Raw genomic sequence first — 18,067 nt, 5'->3', positions numbered from 1 at the left:
GGGAGGGGATGTCCTGGGTGCCAGGAGAGACGTGGTGCCCTTTACCTTCGGCGACGACCGCATCGAGTCACTGGCCGCGGGCGCTGACCTCCGTGTCGCAAGGGTGGGCGCCGCCGTGGCGCTGCTGGGCCGGGCGGACGAGGATCCACTGCCCCTGGTCGTGGGGGGCTTTGACGGCTTGGATCCGGCGCAAGGCGCGAGGCCCGTGGGCGCCTCCGAGTTCCTGAAGGGGGTGGTCCTGGTGGAGGACGGCCCCGCGCTGATGCCCCGGAGCAATCCGTGCGCGGTGTCACTGCCGGACGGTCGCGTGGTGGTGCTGGGCGGGCGGGGCACGAGCCTCGGCACGACGTACGCCGTGCCCTGGGTGGAGCTGATCACCCCGCTCGCGGGCGCGAAGCCCACGGTGCTGGGCCTGCCGCTGATGCCGCAGCCGCGCGTGTGGCACACGTGCTCCGCGCTGCCGGACGGCTCCGTGCTCGTGGTGGGCGGCATGGACGACAGCGCCGGAGAACCCCGCCCCCTCACGAACGCCCTGGTCGTGATGCCTCCGCCGCGCGACTGAAGAAGCTGGACACACGAAGGCCCCGCGTCCCGGTGAGGGGACGGCGGGGCCTGGGTGCTTCAAGCAGGAACGCGGATCAGGCGTTGGACGGCGGAGACTCGGAGGGCTTCGCCTCGCCCTCGGTGGAGGCAGGGGCGGCGGCGGCCGGCTCGGTGGCGGCGGGAGCCTCCGTCGGCGTGGCCGGGGCGGCGGCGCGGGCCTCCGCTTCGGCGCGGGCGCGGGCCTGGTCGTCGCTGCGCTGGTCGCTGGCGGCGACCTCGTCCGGCGTCAGCTCCGTGCGGTCCGCGAGCATGCCCGTCTTCTTCTCCAGGTCCTTGATGGCCCGGCGAAGCAGGTCGCGCTCCAGCAGCGTGCGGTTGAGGCGCTTCTCCAGCGCCTTGTACTTGTCCTTGCCCAGGTCGGCCTCGGACTTCGTCACCGACAGGATGCGCGCCTGGGTGTCGGCGCGGCCCTTGAGCCGGCGCACTTCCTTCTCCAGCTCCACGGCGCGGGCGCGGTCCTTGTTCGCCGCCTGCTCCAGCCGGTCCATCTTCTCGCGGTCCGCGTCGTTCAGCTCGCGGTAGCGGCGCACGGGCTCCGCCGGGGCCACGGGCGTCACGGTCACCGCCGCGCTCACCACGGGCTCGCTCGCGGGCGCGGCGATCTGCTCCGGCGTCGCGACAGCGGCGGGGGCCGTGGGCGCGGACGTCTGCGCGGGGGCGGCGGCCGGGGCCTCACGGCGGCGCGGGCCGTTGCGCGACTCGGTCTCCGCGCGCAGCCGGGCGTTCTCCGTCAGGGCCTGCGCCAGCTCCGAACGGGTCTGCTCCAGCTGGATGCTGGCGTTGCGCTCCACCTCGGCACGGGCCTTCGCCAGGTCGTTCGAACCCTTGTCGCCTTCCTTCTGCTCGAAGAGCTTGCGCTTGGTCTGCTTCAGCTGCTCCTTGACCTCCTGGAGCTGCGCGCGCTGCTCGTCCAGCTCCTTCTGCTTGCGCTGGACCTCCGATTCCGCCTTCGCGCGCGCCTTGCTCTCGGACTCCAGCTCACCGCGGAACGACGGCGCGGAAGAGGAGGAAGAAGAGAGCGAGGGACGACCCGCGTTGGCACCAGCGCCGCTCTTGTCTCCGAAGAGCAGCAGGCCGAGCGTCACGGCGAACCCGACCGATACGAGGATGAGTGCAACCAGCAAGGGAACGACCTCCACAGAAAGATGCAAAAAGCGGGGCAGCCTACCGCTGGGACATGGCGCGTCAAGGCTTCACTGGCAGGCGACCCGGCGGGCCCCGCCCACCGTGCTGGCCGGGCCCCGCTGGCCGCCCCTTTTCCGGCTCACCCGTGAGCACGGTCCTGGGGCACGCTCGCGCCCCATGGCGCACCTGGAGTTGAAGCCGAAGCAGGACGTGTCGAGCTTCCGCAAGCTCGCCATCGGGAGCTGGGCGACCGCGTATGACCCGACGGTCTACGGCACGTTGACGGTGCGCATGGACGCGGCGCTCGCCTACCTGGACGCCTTCCACCAGCGCACCGGTGTGCGGCTCACCGCGATGCACCTGGTCCTCAAGGCGGTGGGTGAAGGGCTGCGCCGCTGCCCGGACGCCAACGCGCTCCTGCGCTACCAGCGCATCTACCTGCGCCAGCGGATCACCGTGTGCGCGGTGCTGCCCGGTGTGGATCAACAGGGCCTCACGCCCGTGCGCATCGAGGACGTGGAGCAGAAGCCCGTGCGCGAGCTGGCGCTCGAAGTGGAGGCCACCGCGGCGCGCGTGCGTGAGGGCCGGGACGCACAGGTGGAGCAGGGCCGGCGGCTGCTGAAGCGCGTGCCGCACCTGCTGCTGCACCGCTTCACAGGGCTGGTGTCGTTCCTCACGTACACGCTGAACATGGATCCGTCGTGGCTGGGCCTGCCCCGGGATCCGTTCGGTTCCGCAGTGGTGGTGGACGTGGGCGCGCTGGGGCTGGACACGGCGTACCTGCCGCTCGCGCCCTTCACCCGCGTGCCCGTCTTCCTCGCGCCCGGCGCGGTGCGGGAGGTGGCGGTGGTGGAGGAGGGGAGGGTGGTGCCCGGTCACGTGATGAACATCAACGCGTCCTTCGACCACCGCTTCCTCGACGGCTACCACGCGGGCGTCATCGCCAACACGCTGCGCGAGATGCTGGAGCACCCGGTGGAGTCGTTCGGACTTCCGCCGGATGCTCCGGTTTCAACGCCCATCTAGTACGCGTACTCCCAGCCGCCCCGGCTGCGCGTGCCCTGGCCCATCCGCGCGCTCATCTCGCGCAGCCGGCGCACGCGCTCAGGGATGGGCGGGTGCGTGGAGAACAGCGACATCACCCCGCCGTGGTGCAGCGGGTTGACGATGAACAGGTGCGACGTGGCGGGCGCCCTGTCGTACGGGATGGCCTCCGCGCCGCGCTCCATCTTCAAGAGCGCGCTCGCCAGCGCATCCGGATCGCCGCACAGCTCCGCGCCCGTGGCGTCCGCGCCGTACTCGCGCGAGCGGCTCACCGCCAGCTGCAACAGCGTGGCCGCGATGGGCGCCACCAGCAGCAGGCCCAGGTTGGACAGGGCTCCCGCGATGCCGCCGCCTTCTTCATCGTCGCCGCGGCTGAGCATGCTGCCGCCGAACCAGAAGAGCATCTGCGCCGCGTAGCTGATGATGCCCGCGAGCGTCGCCGCCACCGTGCCGATGAGCGTGTCCCGGTTGCGCACGTGGCCAATCTCGTGCGCGAGCACGCCCTCCAGCTCGCGCCGGTCCAGGATGTCCACGATGCCCGCCGTCACCGCGACGGCCGCGTGGCTGGGGTTGCGGCCCGTGGCGAACGCGTTGGGCTGCGCCGTGGGCAGCAGGTACACCTTCGGCTTCGGCATGCCCGCGCGCGCGGCCAGCCGCTCCACCATCTCATGCAGCCACGGGGCCTGCTCATACGGCAGCGGCTGCGCGCCGTGGATGGCCAGCGCGATGCGGTCGCTGAACCAGTACGAGCCGAAGTTCATCACCACCGCGAAGAGGCCCGCCATCGCCAGGCCCTGCGCGCCGCCCAGCCGCTGTCCGATGACGAGCACCAGCCCCGTCAAGCCCGCCAGCAGCACGGTCGTCTTCAATGCGTTGCCCAGCCGGTGCCACCCGCCGCCCTTGAGCGCCGGTACGGCCGGTCCTCGGGATGTCATGTGGGGGTCACGCTGCGCCATGTTCCTCGTTCCGTGCCTTTCGCCCCGTCAAGGGGGCCACACGAAACGTAAGCAGGCACAAGGGGCCGTCAACACAACGGGTCCAGGCTGCCCCGGAGGCCCATGGCGCCAGCCACCGCCCGTCTCAAAGGTAGAAACGATCCGTCACGCCGGCCGTACGCTGGAGGATGGCGCTCCAGCCGAGCCAGACATCAATGTCACTGTCGCCCGCCTTCGACTCGCTCCCCAGGGCACCGAGCGAGCCCGTGCAGCCCGCCACCGTGCCCAGGCCGGAGTCGCGCACGTGCTCCAGGAGCGCGCGCGCGGTGGGCATGCCACGCGCCTCGAAGCGGTCCGCCACGTCCTCGCGGCCGGTGAAGTCCGGCTCGTCCAACCTGTCCATCAGGAAGCGTTCCAGGGCCCACCAGAACAGGTACACCTCCACGCGCCGTCCGGCCGCCGTCGCAGCCGCCGCGATGGAGAGCCCCTGGTGCACCCGGTCGTATTCGCCACTGTGCAGGAAGACGACGACCCTGTTGTCCGGCGCGCTCACGGGGTGGCTCATACCGTCCAGAAGCCACCGCGTCCATTCACGCCCGGGGGACGACCGCCGGGGCCCTTTGGCTTGCACCCCGGCCCGGGCGCTTGGTAGGAACGCAAGGACCTTCCAGGCTTACACGTTTTTTGCAGCGACAGCGCGGGTGGCACTCAGCGACATGGGCGACGAGACGACAGCCAGGCGGAAGGATGCCCACCTCGACCTGTGCGCGACCGGCGACGTGGAACCGGCGCAGAACTCCACGCTGCTGGAGCACGTGCACCTCATCCACTGCGCCATGCCGGAGATGGCCGTGGAGGACGTGGACCTGTCCACGCCGTTCCTGGGCAAGCGGCTCCAGGCGCCACTGCTCGTCACCGGCATGACGGGCGGCACCGAGCGCGCGGGCGCCGTGAACCGGGACCTGGCGCTGCTCGCGGAGCGGCACGGCCTGGCCTTCGGCGTGGGCAGCCAGCGCGCGATGGCGGAGGACAGCGCTCGCGCGGCGTCCTACGCGGTGCGCGACGTGGCGCCCACGGTGGCGCTGCTGGGCAACATCGGCCTCTATCAGGCCATTGGCCTGGGCGTGGACGGCGTGCGGCGGCTGATGGACGCCATTGGCGCGGACGGCATGGCGCTGCACCTCAACGCGGGCCAGGAGCTGACGCAGCCTGAAGGCGACCGCGACTTCCGGGGCGGCTACCGCGTGGTGGAGGAGCTGGCGCGGGCGTTTGGCGACCGGCTGCTGGTGAAGGAGACCGGGTGCGGCATCGGTCCGGACGTGGCGCGGCGGCTGGTGGAACTGGGCGTGCGCAACGTGGACGTCTCCGGGCTGGGCGGCACGTCGTGGGTGCGCGTGGAGCAGCTTCGCGCGGCGGGCCCGCAGGCCCAGGTGGGCGCGGAGTTCAGCGGCTGGGGCATCCCCACCGCGGCGGCCATCGCCAGCGTGCGCAAGGCGGTGGGGCCGGAGGTGCGGCTCGTCGCCAGCGGCGGGGTGCGCGGTGGGCTGGAGTCCGCGAAGGTGCTCGCGCTGGGCGCGGACCTGGCGGGCATGGCGCTGCCGCTGTTCCGGGCCCAGCAGCAGGGCGGACTGCCGGCCGCGGAGGAGGCGCTGAAGGTCATCCTCACGGGGCTGCGGCAGGCGCTGGTGCTGACGGGCAGCCGGACGGTCGCGCAATTGCGGCAGCGGCCCCGCGTGATGTCCGGAGCGTTGAAGGATTGGTTGGCGGCGTTGTGATGCCGGGTGGCTCCCAGGTTGGGAAGGAAGAACATGTCTGACACCGTCACGTCCCGGCTCGCCGGATTCCACAAGCTGCCCATGGAGGAGCGCCTGGCGCGCATCGGCCAGATGTTCCGGCTGACCGAGGCGGAGCTGGATCAGCTGCGCGGCGAGAGCGGCCTGGACCTGTCGACCGCCAACCAGATGATCGAGAACGCGGTGGGCACGTTCTCCCTGCCGCTGGGCCTGGGCCTGAACCTCAACGTCAACGGGCGCGACTACCTGGTGCCCATGGCGGTGGAGGAGCCCTCCGTGGTCGCGGCGGTGTCGTTCGCGTCGAAGATCGTCCGCGAGTCGGGCGGCTTCATCGCGGAGGCCGACGAGTCGATGATGATCGGCCAGGTGCAGGTCTCCAACTACGGGGACCCCGGCCGCGCGTCCGAGAAGATTCTGGAGGCGAAGGAGCAGATTATCGCCCTGGCCAACAGCTTCCACCCGGCCATGGTGGCCCGCGGCGGCGGCGCCCGGGACGTCGAGGTGCGCCTCCTGCCCGCGCCGGAAGGCCCGCGCGGCGAGCCGCTGCTCATCGTCCACCTCCTCATCGACACGCAGGAGGCGATGGGGGCGAACCTCATCAACACCATGGCGGAGGGCGTGGCGCCGCTGATTGAACAGGTCACGGGCGGCCGGGTGTACCTGCGCATCCTGTCGAACCTGGCGGACAAGCGGCTGTCGCGCGCCACGTGCCGCATCCCGCTGCCGCTGCTGGCGGACTTCGGCCTGCCGGGCGAGGAGATCGCCGAGGGCATCGCGCAGGCGAGCCGCTTCGCGGAAGCGGACCCGTACCGCGCCGCCACGCACAACAAGGGCGTGATGAACGGCATTGACGCGGTGGCCATCGCCACGGGGCAGGACTGGCGCTCCATCGAAGCGGGCGCGCACTCGTTCGCGTGCCGGGGCGGGCAGTACCGGCCGCTGTCCACCTGGTACCTGGAGGAGGGGCACCTCGTCGGCCGCATCGAGCTGCCGCTGGCGCTGGGCATGGTGGGCGGCCCCATCAAGATCCACCCGGGCGCGCAGGTGGCGCTCAAGCTGATGCGCGCCACCAGCGTGCGCGAGCTGTCCATGGTGTTCGCGGCGGTGGGCCTGGCGCAGAACTTCGCGGCGCTCCGGGCCCTGGGCTCCGTGGGCATCCAGAAGGGCCACATGGCCATGCACGCGCGCAGCGTCGCCGTCACGGCGGGCGCGCGCGGCGGGGACGTGGAGAAGGTGGCCAACCTGCTGGTGAAGGCCGGGCACGTGAAGGTGGAGAAGGCGCGGGAGATCCTCGCGAGCCTGCCTCCGGAGACGCCCGTCGTCGCCACCCTCACCAACGGCTGAGGTCCACCCCCGGGCGCTTCCGCGAGACGCGGGGCGCTTGACGGCAGCGGGCGGTGCGCGGAATGAAGGCGCCCGCCCCTTCGCGTGTCTGGTGCCATGACTCCCGCAATGCAATCCCTGGTCGCCTTCGGTGCCGGCAAGGTCATCCTGCTGGGTGAGCACAGCGTGGTGTACGGCTACCCGGCCATCGCCGGCCCGCTGACCATCGGCGTGGTGGCGCGGGGCGTGGCCTCCCGCTCGTGCGTGCTGGACGTGCCGGTGACGGCGGACGCGGCGCAGAAGCGGATGATGCGCAAGGCGTTCGCCCGGGCGGCGAAGCTCGTGGGCGAGCCGAAGGTGAAGGTGACGCTGGAGCCGCAGCTGCCCCTGTCCGCGGGGCTGGGCAGCTCCGCGGCGCTGGCGGTGGCCACGTCGCGCGTGTTGTTGCAGGCGGCGGGGCAGGCGCCCACGGCGAAGGCGACGGCGCGGCTGGCGTGGGAGATGGAGCAGGAGTTCCACGGCACGCCGTCCGGCGTGGACCACACCACCAGCGCGGAGGAGAAGCTCATCCTCTACCGGCGGGTGCAGGCGCCGGCGGGGGTCACCGGGCGGGCGCGCGAACTGAAGAGCCCGCGGCCGGTGTCGGTGGTGGTGGCGCTGGCGGGCGCGCGCAGTCCCACGAAGCTGACGGTGGGGGCGCTGCGCGAGCGGCAGGCGCGGTGGCCGGAGCGCTACAAGCGGCTCTTCGGCCAGGTGGGGCGGCTCGTCGCCGACGCGGCGAAGGCGGTGGAGACGGGCGACCTGGAGGGGCTGGGGGACGCGATGAACGTCAACCAGGGCCTCCTGAACGCGCTGGGGCTGTCCTCGCCCGCGTTGGAGGACATGGTGTTCCGGCTGCGCTCGCTGGGCGCGCTGGGGGCCAAATTCACCGGGGCGGGAGGTGACGGTGGCGCGGTCATCGGCCTCTTCCCCGAACCGGAGCCCGTGGTCGCGCAACTGACGCGCGATGGCGTGCGCTGCTTCGCGAGCCAGCTCGCGGGGCCGCGGGTCCAGGGAGACATTCCATGAAGGCAACGGTCCGGGCGCATCCCAACATCGCGCTCGTGAAGTACTGGGGGAAGCGGGACGAAGCGCTCATCCTGCCGCATCAGTCCAGCCTGTCGCTGACGCTGGCGCCCATCCACGTGACGACGACGGTGGAGTTCGGAGCGCCGTCGGACACGGTGGAGCTGCACGGCCACGTGGCCAGGGGCAGCGAGCGCGACCGCGTGCTGCGCCTCCTGGACGCGGTGCGTGTGCAGGCGGGCCGCGACCTGGGGCCCGCGAAGGTGGTGTCGCGCGGGGACTTCCCCATGGCGGCGGGCCTGGCGAGCAGCGCGGCGGGCTTCGCGGCGCTGGCGGTGGCGGGGCGCGCGGCGGCGGGACTTCCGGCGGACACGCGGGCGTCCAGCATCCTGGCGCGGCGGGGCAGCGGCTCCGCGTGCCGCAGCGTGCAGGGCGGCTTCTGCGAGTGGCAGCGCGGTGAGCGCGCGGACGGCGAGGACAGCTACGCCGTGCAGCGCTTCGACGCGGGCCACTGGGCGGACCTGCGCATGGTGGTGGCCATCCTCGACCGCGGCGAGAAAGAGGTGAAGTCGCGGGACGGGATGAAGGGCACGGTGGAGACGAGCCCCTACTACCCGGCGTGGGTGAAGGACGCGGAGGCCGAAGTGCCCCGCGCCCGTGAGCTCATCGCGAAGCGGGACCTGGAGGCGCTGGGCGAGTTGTGCGAGCGCAACGCGTGGCGGATGCACGCCACCTCGCTCGCGGCGGATCCGCCCCTCTGCTACCTGAACGCCTCGACGCTGGGGCTCATCCAGCACCTGCGCGAGCAGCGCAAGAAGGGCGTGCCGGTGTGGTTCACGCTCGACGCGGGCCCGAACCCGGTGCTGCTCACGGACGCGGCCCATGAAATTGCCGCGGAGGCCCTGGCCCGTGCCTGCGGCGCCGTGGACGTGGTGCGCTGCGTGCCCGGCGGTGACGCGACGCTGCTGTCCGAGCACCTGTTCTGATGGACCGAGCGCTCTCCGCCCCGGGCAAGCTGTTCATCTCCGGTGAGTACGCCGTGCTGTGGGGCGGCGTGTCCCGCCTCGCCGCGGTGGCGCCGCGCACGGCCGCGTACGTGCGCAGGCGTCAGGACTCGCGCGTGCACATCTGCCTGGAGGAGGGGACGCTCCAGGGGCTCACGACGCCCAGGGGCGTGAAGTGGAGCCGCGACGTGCCCGCTGGCTTCTCCTTCGTCGCCCGCACGCTGGATGAAGCCCTTCGCGCGCACGGCCGCGCGAGCGTGGGCTTCGACGTGGCGGTGGCTCCCGGCGCGCTGGGCCCGGGCGGCCACAAGCTGGGCATTGGCGGAAGTGCGTCCGCGACGGTGCTCGCCGCGGAGGCCGCGCGCTTCGTGCTGGAGGAGAAGTTCGACGTCCTCAAGCTCGCGCTCACCGCGCACACGCTGGGACAGGGCGGCAAGGGCAGCGGCGGTGACGTGGCCACGAGCTTCGCGGGCGGTGCCGTGCGCTACCGGCGCTACGACATCACCGCGCTCGCGAACGCCGCCAACACCGGCCGCTTCAACGCCGCGCTCGCGGAGTCCCCACCCGTGGACCTCTGGCGCATGCCCGTGCCGCGCGTGTCCATGCTCTACGCCTTCACCGGTGAGAGCGCGTCCACGAAGCTCCTCATCGACCAGGTGGAGGCCCGGCTCGCGGAGGCCGGCCGCAAGGCGTTCGTGGAGCGCTCGGATGCACTGGGCCACGTCATCGAAGGCGGACTGGGCGGCGGTGACTTCCGTGCCTTCTCCGAGGCCGTGAAGGCCCAGCACGCGCTGCTCCTGGAGCTGGGGCCGCTGGAGACCGAAGGCATGCGCCGCGTGCTGGCCATCGCCGCGTCCTACCACTGCGCGGGCAAGCTCTCCGGCGCGGGCGGCGGCGACGGCTGCATCCTCTTCGCCCCGGACGCGCAGGCGCGTGAAGCCCTGCGCCAGGGCCTGGAGTCGCGCGGCTTCCTCACGCTGACGCTGGACGTGGAACCCGGCGTGCGCGGCGAGGCGCAGACGGATGCGCGGCTTCGCGGCTGGGTGGACGCGCTCACCTGAAATCCAGCGGCGCGCGTCCGGGCCCGCCGTTAGAACATGTGACCGAACGTGATGTAGAAGCGCTGACGGCCCGTCTCGGTGGAGCGCGCGTAGTCCATGCGCACCACGGCCGCGCGGCGCGAGAAGCGCAGGCCGCCGCCGATGCCCGGGTGCCACTCATGCCACTTGCCGTCCGTCACACCCGGATGCCACACGCGGCCCAGGTCCAGGAACACCACCGCGCCCAGCGCGAGCGGCTGCCCGAAGAAGGCCATCCGCGCCGCCTGGAAGCGCAGCTCGGAGTTGCTGAACGCCTTCACGTTGCCGGCGAAGCGGTTGCGCTCGATGCCGCGCACGCTGCTCATGCCGCCAATGCCCTCGGAGACGTTGACGCCGCCCGTGGTCATCCACTCGAAGAACGGCACCTCGCCGAACAGCATGTCCAGCGTGAGCCGCTGCGCGAAGACGAGCCGCGGCGTAATCCGGATGTAGCGGCGCTCGCTCAGCGTCACGCCCGCGTACTGGTAGCGGCTGAACGTGGCCAGGCCCGACACGCGCAGCGCCACCTCCTCCACGCCGCCGGACGTCGGATCAGACTCGTCGTCGCGCGTGTCCCAGAGCGCGCCAGCGAGCAGCTGCCCGCTGGGCCCACCCTCGATGCCGATGGGCTTCTCCTGCGCCAGGATGGACGTCTCGTAGGGTGACACGCGCGTGTAGCGCCAGCCGTAGCCCACGTACGACTGGAACGGGTGCTTCTCACCAAAGGGCCGCCCGCGCAGACGCACCCAGAGGCCCGGCGAGCCCTTGTCGTAGTTGTACCGCTCGTCGTCCACGTCCCCCCGGAAGTCCGGAGCGGACAGGTTGCCCGCGCCAAAGAAGGGGCTGCTCTTCTCCTGGCGGTACTCCAGCCGTCCCTCCAGCCGCAGGGGCCCCAGCAACTGCGGCCCGTCGTAGCGGAGGTAATGATTCATGGCGCCGCGCGCGGTGAAGAACACCTGCGCGGACAGGGCATGCGCATAGGGCGTCTTGCCCTCACCGTAGAGGTACATGCCGCCCACGGCGCCGTAGCCGAAGCCCTGATCCGAGCTGAAGCTCACCAGCGGCAGGGCGATGCCGTCCATGGACGGCGTGTGCTTCACCGGCACGAGCCCGGGCGCGTTACGGCCGGCCGCCACGGCGCTCAGTGACAGCAGCATGAAGAACAGAAAAACGATTGGAGCCAGCATCGAAACCCCGTGAAGCCCCGAGGGGGCACTTCGATTCCAGCCCGGGACAGCGAACCCTTTCCGCCCGCCTGCTCTCCAAGAGAGCAACGCGGCCCCGGAAGCTCCTGTCCCCCTGAATGCCCATTTTGCCTTGGGGGATGGGGGAGCCGTCAACGTGCGCGAAAGTCTCAGCGAACTCGTCAGCGAGAATTCACGAAATTGGGCGAATACCCTTGTCCGGAGGATCGGCTCGAAAGTTCCGCCGGTGGCGGCGCGTCGGCCCCGGAACGCTCTGCTCGTCCACCTGGACGGGGTGCCGAAGGCGCTCCTGGACGAGGCCATCACATCTGGCCGTATGCCCTTTGTTTCACAGCTGGTGCGGTCTGGCGCGTATCACCTGGAGAACGCGTTCTGGGGCGCGCCTACCTCCACGCCCTTCTTCCAGGCAGGCCTGCTCTACGGGCTGCAGCACCCGAACCTGCCGGGCTACAGCTGGTACGACCGCGCGCTCGGCCGCAAGGTGCAGATGAACACGCCGGGCGACGCGATGGCCATCGACGCCCGTCTGCGTGGCCACGGCCGCACGAGCCTGCTGGATCACGGCGGCCACACCTACTTCTCGCTCTTCCACGCGGGCGCCATGAACCGCATGTGCATGAGCACGCTGTCGAGCTTCAAGCTCATGGCGCGCTCGTTCGCGTACGAGATGCAGGGCCTGGGTTCGGCGCGCACGAAGGGCGCATGGGACTTCCTGCGTTCCTTCGGCATGGAGTCCTGGCAGGCGGTGCGCGAGGTGCGGCAGTGGGCGCGCGCCGTCAACGACTGGCGCCATGAGCAGGGTTTCCTGATCAGCCGCATCCTCCTCCAGCGGTTGGGCTGGAGCTTCGCGTACACCAAGTCCCTGGTGGACATGGTGCGCGGCGTGCCGCTCATCTACCTGGTGTACGGCAACTACGACGAGGTAGCCCACCGCCGGGGCCCGCGCTCGGAGCTGGCGATGCAGGAGCTGCACCGCGTGGATGCGTCGCTGTCGGAGCTGTTCGCCGTGGCCCGCGCCGCGCCGGAGCCCTACGACGTCATCCTCCTGTCCGACCACGGCCACGTGGACAGCCTGCCGCTGGAGCAGCGCCAGGGCCGGCGCCTGGAGGCCGTGCTCTTTGAAGGCGAGGTGCCACCGCTGAAGGACGACGTGCGCCGCGGCCTGCTGGATGGCCGTGCGCCTCCCGCACCGGACACCGCCGCGCGCGAGCCCTTCATCCCGGTGGTGGTGGAGGCCGGCAACTTCGCCCACATCTACCTGAGCGGCCGTCCCGCGCCGCTGGAGGCGCGCGAGCTGCTGGCGCGGCACCCGGAGGTGCTGGCGCGCGCCACGAACAACCCGGACATCGGCATGGTGGCGATGCGCCGGGGCGCGGAGGCGGTGGTGGTGATGGGCGGGGGCGTCTACGGCCCGGCGGACCTGGACCGTGCGCCGCTCACCACCGAGTACAGCAAGCGCGCCGTGGCGGACTTCCTCCACGGGCTGCCGCGCATGGACACCGCGGGGGACCTGGTCCTCTTCGGTGAGGCCGTGCAGAAGGGCGGCACGGTGGGCTTCGCGTGGGAGTTCGGCTCGCACGGCGGCCTGACGCGCGTGGAGTCCGACAGCCTGGTGATGTGGCCCGCGAACGGCCCGGTGGACCTGTCCGGCCTGAGCCACTGCGCGCGGCTGCACGAGCGGCTGGCGGAGGCCTACCTGGACACCGGCTCGCCGCGGATCCTGCATTGAACCCAACGAAGGGGAGGACCATGCGGCTTCCCAACGCCAGTGGACGCACGTGGCTCAAGGTGCTGGGCGGAGTGGTCGGACTCGTCCTGTCCGTGCTGCTGCTCTCCACCGCGTTCTTCAAGTGGAACCTGAGCGGGTCCGGGGACCTGCTGACTCCGCGCTTCCCGCTGGGGAAGTTCGTGCGCGACCTGCCGGGGCACCTGGTGTGGCTGGTGCCGTTCATGCTGCTGCAGGCGTCGCTCGTGCCGCTGCGGGCGGTGCAGTGGCAGGCCACGCTGCGCAAGCCCATCCCGTTCCGCGACCGCTTCCAGATGGTGGGGATTGGCGTCTTCGTGCACAACGCGCTGCCGGGAAAGCTGGGGGAGGTGACGCGCTCCTTCCTCCTGTCGCGCACGCACAACATCCCCTTCATCCGGAGCCTGGGCTCCGTGGGCGTGTGCAAGCTGATGGAGTTCGCCTGCCTGATGCTGCTGGTGGCCCTGTCCTTCCTGGGCCCCTTTGGCGAGACCATGGCCCACTTCCGCACGGAGCTGAACGTGGCGCTGTCGCTGTGCATCGGCCTCGTCGCCCTGGTGGTGCTGCTGGCCCACTGGGCGGCGCCGCTGGGCCGCTGGCTGCACCAGCGCCACAGCCTGCCCCGCGTGGACAGCTTCCTGAGTCACGTGGGCGAGGGTCTGGGCACCGCGCGCAGCTTCAAGGGCATGGCGAGGGTGTTCTTCTTCTCCATCTTCCCGGTGTTCGCCTCCGCGCTGGCGTACGGCCTGGCGCTGCACGGCGTGCACATCCCCGGGGGCCTCTTCGCGGGCGCCGTCGTGCTGGGCGCCATCTCCCTGGGGCAGTCGCTGCCGGGCGTCCCGGCGGGCATGGGCATCTACTACTTCGTGACGAGCTGGGCGGCGCGCTCGCTGGGCTCCAACCCGGAGGACGCGGCGGCCTTCGCCACGCTCACCCACCTGGGCACCGTCATCAGCCAGGTGGCCGTGGGCGCCTGGTGCGTGCACAAGTCCAAGCTGCGGATCCGCGACCTGCGCAAGGGGGGCCGGCTGGCCAGCGCCGCCGCGCACCACGTGGCCCATGAGGCGGTGGAACCCGCGCCTCCCTGAGCCCTCCGGAAGAGGGCAGGGCGGGAAAACAAAAAGGGCCCCGACTTGTGGTCGGGGCCCTTCTTTTTACTTCATGCCCAGGAGAGGACTCGAACCTCCATGCCCTTGCAGGCGCTAGACCCTGAATCTAGTGTGTCTACCAATTCCACCACCTGGGCAGGTGGCTCGCGGTGCCTTGCGGCGCCGCGATGGGCGAGACGTATAGAGAACCTCCCCCGCCCGGTCAACACCCTTTTTTCGGCCTACTTCTTCAGGGGCCAGCGCCCTTCGGACTCGAGTTGCCGGCGGATGGCCGGGTTCTCGTCCATGAAGGCGACCAGGGACTCCTCGGTGATCTCCACCGTGACGTCCTCGGCGCCGACCTCCGTCTGGCAGGACAGGCGGGAGTACGGCCGGACGTCAAAGCCCATGTCCAGGCGGTCCATCTCGTCGTCCCGCTGCTCGCTCAGCGAGTCCAGGCCCTTGCGGACCCAGACATGGCAGGTGGAGCACCCGCATACGCCGCCGCAGCTGTGGCCCACCTGGGCCTCGCCCTTCTCCGCGGCGTCCAGCAGGGTGGTGCCCTGGGGCACGTCCACGGCGACCTCGGCCAGGGGGCTCTTGAAGGTGACCTTGGGCACGGCTCAGTACTCCTCCACGGAATGGCCGGACACCACCTGGGTGATGGCGCGGTTCATGACCCGTTCAATGAAGCCCCGGGACGCCTCGTCCAGCGCGTGCAGGGCCTCCTTCACGGCCAGGTAGTCCTTGCCGGCGGCGGCCTCACGCACGCGGGCCATGGCGGCCTGGATGGCCTCCCGCTCGCCGGCCTCCAGCAGGGTGGCGTTCTCGCGCAGCTGCCGGTCGGCCTCGGCCAGGACGCGCTCGGCGTCCACCTGCTGCTCGCGCAGCTGGCGGGCCTGGATGTCGTCCTCCGCGAAGTCGATGGAGTCGAGGAGCATCTTTTCAATCTCCTCCTCCGTCAGGCCGTGGCTGGGCTTCACGGTGATGGCCTGCGCGGCACCGGTGGTCTGCTCCTTCGCGGTGACGGACAGGATGCCGTCCGCGTCCACCTGGAAGCGGACCTCCACGCGGGCCATGCCGGCCGCCATGGAGGGGATGCCGGAGAGCGTGAAGCGCGCGAGGCTGCGGTTGTCCTGCACCAGCTCCCGCTCGCCCTGCACCACGTGCACGTCCAGGCCCGTCTGGCCGTCCTTGAACGTGGTGAACACCTGCGCCGCCGCCGTGGGGATGGTGGAGTTGCGAGGGATCAGCTTCTCCGTGATGCCGCCCATCGTCTCCAGCCCCAGCGACAGGGGGATGACGTCCAGCAGCAGCACTTCATCCTGGCGGTCGGTGTCGGTGAGGAGGCTGGCCTGCACCGCGGCGCCCAGCGCCACGACCTGATCCGGATCGATGTCGCCCAGGGGCTCGCGGCCGAACAGCTCCGCCACGAAGCGGCGCACCGCGGGCACTCGCGTGGATCCGCCCACCAGGATGACGCCGTCCAGTTCGCCCGCCGCCACGCCCGCGTCCTTCAGGGCCCGCCGGCACACCGCGCCCGTCTTCGCGACGAGCGGCTGGATCCACGCCTCGAAGTCCGCGCGGGACAGCGGCTGGGAGTGGCCCTCCACGCTGAGCGTCACTTCCGCCGCGTCGGTGAGCGCTTCCTTCGCGCGGCGGGCGGCGACCATCACCTCCGCGATGCGCGCCGGGGTGGGGGACTCCACGCCCAGCTTCTGGAGCACGTGCTGCGCGATGGCGCGGTCGAAGTCGTCGCCGCCCAGGGCCGAATCCCCGCCGGTGGACTTCACCTCGAAGACGCCGTCCTCCAGCTTGAGGATGGAGATGTCGAACGTGCCGCCGCCCAGGTCATAGACGGCGAACATCCCCTGGCTGCCCTTGTCCAGGCCGTACGCCAGCGCGGCGGCGGTGGGCTCGTTGAGCAGCCGCAGCACCTCCAGGCCCGCGAGCTTCCCCGCGTCACGGGTGGCCTGGCGCTGCGCATCGTCGAAGTAGGCGGGCACGGTGATGACGGCCTGCTCCACCTTGCCGGAGAAGTGCGCCTCCGCGCGGCGCTTCAGCGCGCGCAGGATTTCGCCGGAGACTTCAATGGGCGTCACCGGCTGGCCGCCGGCCACGTCGAAGCGCACCACGTTGGCGCCGGGGGCGAAGGCGTAGTGGCCCAGCTTGCGCGTCTCCGGGTCGTCCGGGCTGCGGCCCATGAAGCGCTTCACCGACACGATGGTGTCCGTGGGGGCCTCGGCCGCGAGCTTCCGTGCGCGGGCGCCCACCACCACGCCGCCGTCCTTGCCGTAGTGCACGACGGAGGGCAGCAGCAGCGAATCGCCCTCGTCCACCGGGACGCAGCGCGGCTTGCCCTGCGTGACGGACGCCACCAGCGAGTGGGTGGTGCCCAGGTCGATGCCCACCACGTGGCCCTTCGGCTTGAGCGGGTCGTGGATCTGCAGATAGCCGTTGTTGCTCACGCGAGCACCTCCTCCTCGAACGCGTCCACCTGCTCGAGGAAGCGCGTGAAGTAGCGCACCCGCCCCAGCGCGTGCGACGCCTTTCTCACCCCGTCCGGCGAATCCCCCGCGCCCTCCAGCGCCCCGAGCGCCGCCACGGCCTCCTGGAGCGCCGCCGCCTTGCGGACCGCCACGTCCTTCGCCATCCCCTGGGCCCTGGGCAGGTCCTTCGCCGCCATGGCGTCGTCCAGGGCCTCGCGCAGCTCCATGACCTCCTCCAGGAACGCCAGGGGCATGTCCTTCTGGGCGCCCGCGTCCTCGCGGTCCAGGTCCACGCCGTGGAGCTTGAGCAGGTAGAAGGCGCGGCGCACCGGGTCCTTCAGCGTCTTGAAGGCCTCGTTGAGGGCGGTGGTGCCCTCCACGGCCGCCAGGCGCTCCTTCGCGTTGCCGGGGGCGACGCGGTCCGGATGCAGCTGGAGCGACAGCTCCCGGTACTGCTTCTCCAGGGCCGGCACGTCCACGGCGTGGGAGCGGGGCAGCCCGAACACGTCGAAGTGGGTCCTCACGGTGCGCACATCCTCATGGGGGAAACGAAAAAGGGGCCCGGCGCCGGGCCGGACCCCTGGTGCCCGCTCCCTGACCGACAGGGCGGGCGGGAAGGCCGTGCAGGCTTCAGACGGAGAAGCTCTCTCCGCAGCCGCAGGCGGCCTTGATGTTGGGGTTGTTCAGCTTGAAGCCGGACGCCATCAGCGTCTGCTCGAACACCAGCTCCGTGCCAATGAGGTACAGGTAGCTCTTCGGGTCCACGAAGACGCGCACCCCGTCGCGCTCGAAGACCTTGTCGCGCTCGCGGGACTTCTCCGCCCACTCCATGGAGTACTGGAGTCCGGAGCACCCGCCGCCCTTCACGGCGATGCGCAGGCCGGCGTCCGGCGTCTGCCGTTCCACCAGCAGCTGCTTGAGGCGCGCCACCGCGCTGTCCGCCAGGCCAATGCCCTTGGGGGCCGGCTTGGGGGGCGTCTGAGGGGCCTGGGTCGTCTGGGCCTGCTCGTTCATGGGTCGTCCTCGATCCGTTGAAGAAGTGCCGCCAGCTGCGTGCCGCTACGCCTGCCGCGACGCGCGCTTCTTCTTGAAGTCTTCGATGGCCGCCTTGATGGCGTCCTCGGCCAGCACGGAGCAGTGGATCTTCACCGGGGGCAGCGCCAGCTCCCGGGCCACGTCCTTGTTGGAGATGGTCATGGCCTGATCCACCGTCTTGCCCTTCACCCACTCGGTGACGAGCGAGCTGGACGCGATGGCGGAGCCACAGCCGAAGGTCTTGAAGCGCGCGTCCTCAATCACGCCCGAATCGCTGATCTTCAGCTGGAGCCGCATCACGTCACCGCAAGCGGGCGCGCCCACCAGGCCGGTGCCGACGTTCGGGTCGTTCTTGTCGAGCGTCCCCACGTTGCGGGGGTTCTCGTAGTGCTCGATGACCTTCTCGCTGTAAGCCATGCGTCTCACGCTCCTTCTGCACAACGCTTGAACTGATGCGCTTCGGAGACAACCGATGCGCGGCCGGGCGGGCGGGGGCTCCCGTGCCCGGCGGGAAGTCTTGAGGGGAGGGGAGCGC

Annotated in this window: 17 protein-coding genes, 1 tRNA gene and 1 pseudogene; 9 read left to right on the top strand and 10 right to left on the bottom strand. The window is 71.1% G+C overall.

Features of this window, described 5'->3' with window-relative positions; translation table 11 throughout:
* Positions 1–562, top strand: a pseudogene (locus tag D7W81_RS02375) (hypothetical protein); the annotation flags it as partial.
* A gap of 76 nt (positions 563–638) precedes the next feature.
* Here the strand turns inward: D7W81_RS02375 and D7W81_RS02370 are convergent.
* Complete coding sequence (locus D7W81_RS02370) at positions 639–1,727, bottom strand: coiled-coil domain-containing protein (protein ID WP_120553666.1); 1,089 nt, start codon at positions 1,725–1,727, stop codon at positions 639–641.
* Between the two features lie 178 nt (positions 1,728–1,905).
* Between D7W81_RS02370 and D7W81_RS02365 the strand changes: the two genes are divergently transcribed.
* Positions 1,906–2,754, top strand: a complete 849-nt coding sequence (locus tag D7W81_RS02365) for a 2-oxo acid dehydrogenase subunit E2 (RefSeq protein WP_120553665.1) — start codon at positions 1,906–1,908, stop codon at positions 2,752–2,754.
* On the opposite strand, the gene D7W81_RS02360 is transcribed toward D7W81_RS02365, so the two are convergent.
* Together D7W81_RS02360 and D7W81_RS02355 are read right to left on the bottom strand one after the other, a co-directional pair.
* Positions 2,751–3,707, bottom strand: a complete 957-nt coding sequence (locus D7W81_RS02360) for a zinc metalloprotease HtpX (protein WP_208721123.1) — start codon at positions 3,705–3,707, stop codon at positions 2,751–2,753. The genes D7W81_RS02365 and D7W81_RS02360 overlap by 4 nt on opposite strands.
* Before the next feature lie 145 nt (positions 3,708–3,852).
* A complete protein-coding gene (locus D7W81_RS02355) occupies positions 3,853–4,272 on the bottom strand; it encodes a hypothetical protein (protein ID WP_120553663.1) in 420 nt (139 codons plus the stop codon).
* 151 nt (positions 4,273–4,423) lie between these two features.
* On the opposite strand from D7W81_RS02355, the gene fni reads away from it, so the two are divergent.
* From fni to D7W81_RS02330, 5 genes are all read left to right on the top strand, one after another.
* Complete coding sequence (gene fni / locus D7W81_RS02350; protein ID WP_120553662.1) at positions 4,424–5,482, top strand: type 2 isopentenyl-diphosphate Delta-isomerase; 1,059 nt, start codon at positions 4,424–4,426, stop codon at positions 5,480–5,482.
* A 33-nt stretch (positions 5,483–5,515) separates the two neighbouring features.
* On the top strand, positions 5,516–6,844 hold the full coding sequence (locus D7W81_RS02345) for a hydroxymethylglutaryl-CoA reductase, degradative (RefSeq protein ID WP_120553661.1): 1,329 nt from the start codon (positions 5,516–5,518) through the stop codon (positions 6,842–6,844).
* Between the two features lie 96 nt (positions 6,845–6,940).
* Positions 6,941–7,891, top strand: coding sequence for a mevalonate kinase (gene mvk / locus D7W81_RS02340; protein WP_120553660.1), 951 nt, complete (start codon positions 6,941–6,943; stop codon positions 7,889–7,891).
* Positions 7,888–8,874 (top strand): diphosphomevalonate decarboxylase, encoded by a 987-nt coding sequence (gene mvaD, locus D7W81_RS02335; protein WP_120553659.1) that lies wholly within the window; start codon positions 7,888–7,890, stop codon positions 8,872–8,874. Before mvk ends, mvaD begins: the two co-directional genes overlap by 4 nt.
* Complete coding sequence (locus D7W81_RS02330) at positions 8,874–9,953, top strand: mevalonate kinase family protein (protein WP_120553658.1); 1,080 nt, start codon at positions 8,874–8,876, stop codon at positions 9,951–9,953. The genes mvaD and D7W81_RS02330 overlap by 1 nt, the downstream gene beginning before the upstream one ends.
* A gap of 29 nt (positions 9,954–9,982) precedes the next feature.
* On the opposite strand, the gene omp85 is transcribed toward D7W81_RS02330, so the two are convergent.
* On the bottom strand, positions 9,983–11,158 hold the full coding sequence (gene omp85 / locus D7W81_RS02325; protein WP_120553657.1) for an Omp85 family outer membrane protein: 1,176 nt from the start codon (positions 11,156–11,158) through the stop codon (positions 9,983–9,985).
* 154 nt (positions 11,159–11,312) lie between these two features.
* Here omp85 and D7W81_RS02320 point away from each other — a divergent pair, with 154 nt between their 5' ends.
* Both D7W81_RS02320 and D7W81_RS02315 read left to right on the top strand, forming a co-directional pair.
* Complete coding sequence (locus D7W81_RS02320) at positions 11,313–12,905, top strand: alkaline phosphatase family protein (protein WP_120553672.1); 1,593 nt, start codon at positions 11,313–11,315, stop codon at positions 12,903–12,905.
* Positions 12,906–12,925: 20 nt separating this feature from the next.
* Positions 12,926–14,008 carry a lysylphosphatidylglycerol synthase transmembrane domain-containing protein gene (locus D7W81_RS02315; protein WP_120553656.1) on the top strand — a complete coding sequence of 361 codons (1,083 nt, stop codon included), beginning with the start codon at positions 12,926–12,928 and terminating at the stop codon, positions 14,006–14,008.
* Between the two features lie 74 nt (positions 14,009–14,082).
* Here D7W81_RS02315 and D7W81_RS02310 read toward each other — a convergent pair.
* The 6 genes from D7W81_RS02310 to iscU form a co-directional block, all read right to left on the bottom strand.
* Positions 14,083–14,166 (bottom strand) — tRNA-Leu (locus D7W81_RS02310).
* 84 nt (positions 14,167–14,250) lie between these two features.
* Positions 14,251–14,628, bottom strand: a complete 378-nt coding sequence (locus D7W81_RS02305) for a 2Fe-2S iron-sulfur cluster-binding protein (RefSeq protein ID WP_120553655.1) — start codon at positions 14,626–14,628, stop codon at positions 14,251–14,253.
* Positions 14,629–14,631: 3 nt separating this feature from the next.
* A complete protein-coding gene (gene hscA, locus D7W81_RS02300) occupies positions 14,632–16,476 on the bottom strand; it encodes a Fe-S protein assembly chaperone HscA (protein ID WP_120553654.1) in 1,845 nt (614 codons plus the stop codon).
* A complete protein-coding gene (gene hscB / locus D7W81_RS02295; RefSeq protein WP_120553671.1) occupies positions 16,473–17,021 on the bottom strand; it encodes a Fe-S protein assembly co-chaperone HscB in 549 nt (182 codons plus the stop codon). Before hscB ends, hscA begins: the two co-directional genes overlap by 4 nt.
* A gap of 106 nt (positions 17,022–17,127) precedes the next feature.
* Positions 17,128–17,511 carry a HesB/IscA family protein gene (locus D7W81_RS02290; RefSeq protein ID WP_120553653.1) on the bottom strand — a complete coding sequence of 128 codons (384 nt, stop codon included), beginning with the start codon at positions 17,509–17,511 and terminating at the stop codon, positions 17,128–17,130.
* A 45-nt stretch (positions 17,512–17,556) separates the two neighbouring features.
* Complete coding sequence (gene iscU, locus D7W81_RS02285) at positions 17,557–17,949, bottom strand: Fe-S cluster assembly scaffold IscU (protein WP_120553652.1); 393 nt, start codon at positions 17,947–17,949, stop codon at positions 17,557–17,559.
* Between the last annotated feature and the right edge of the window lie 118 nt (positions 17,950–18,067).

The sequence above is a fragment of the Corallococcus aberystwythensis genome, from assembly GCF_003612165.1.
Classification (GTDB): Bacteria; Myxococcota; Myxococcia; order Myxococcales; family Myxococcaceae; genus Corallococcus; species Corallococcus aberystwythensis.
Note: the sequence above shows the minus strand (reverse complement) of the source record. Positions and strands in the feature narration are given on the sequence as shown.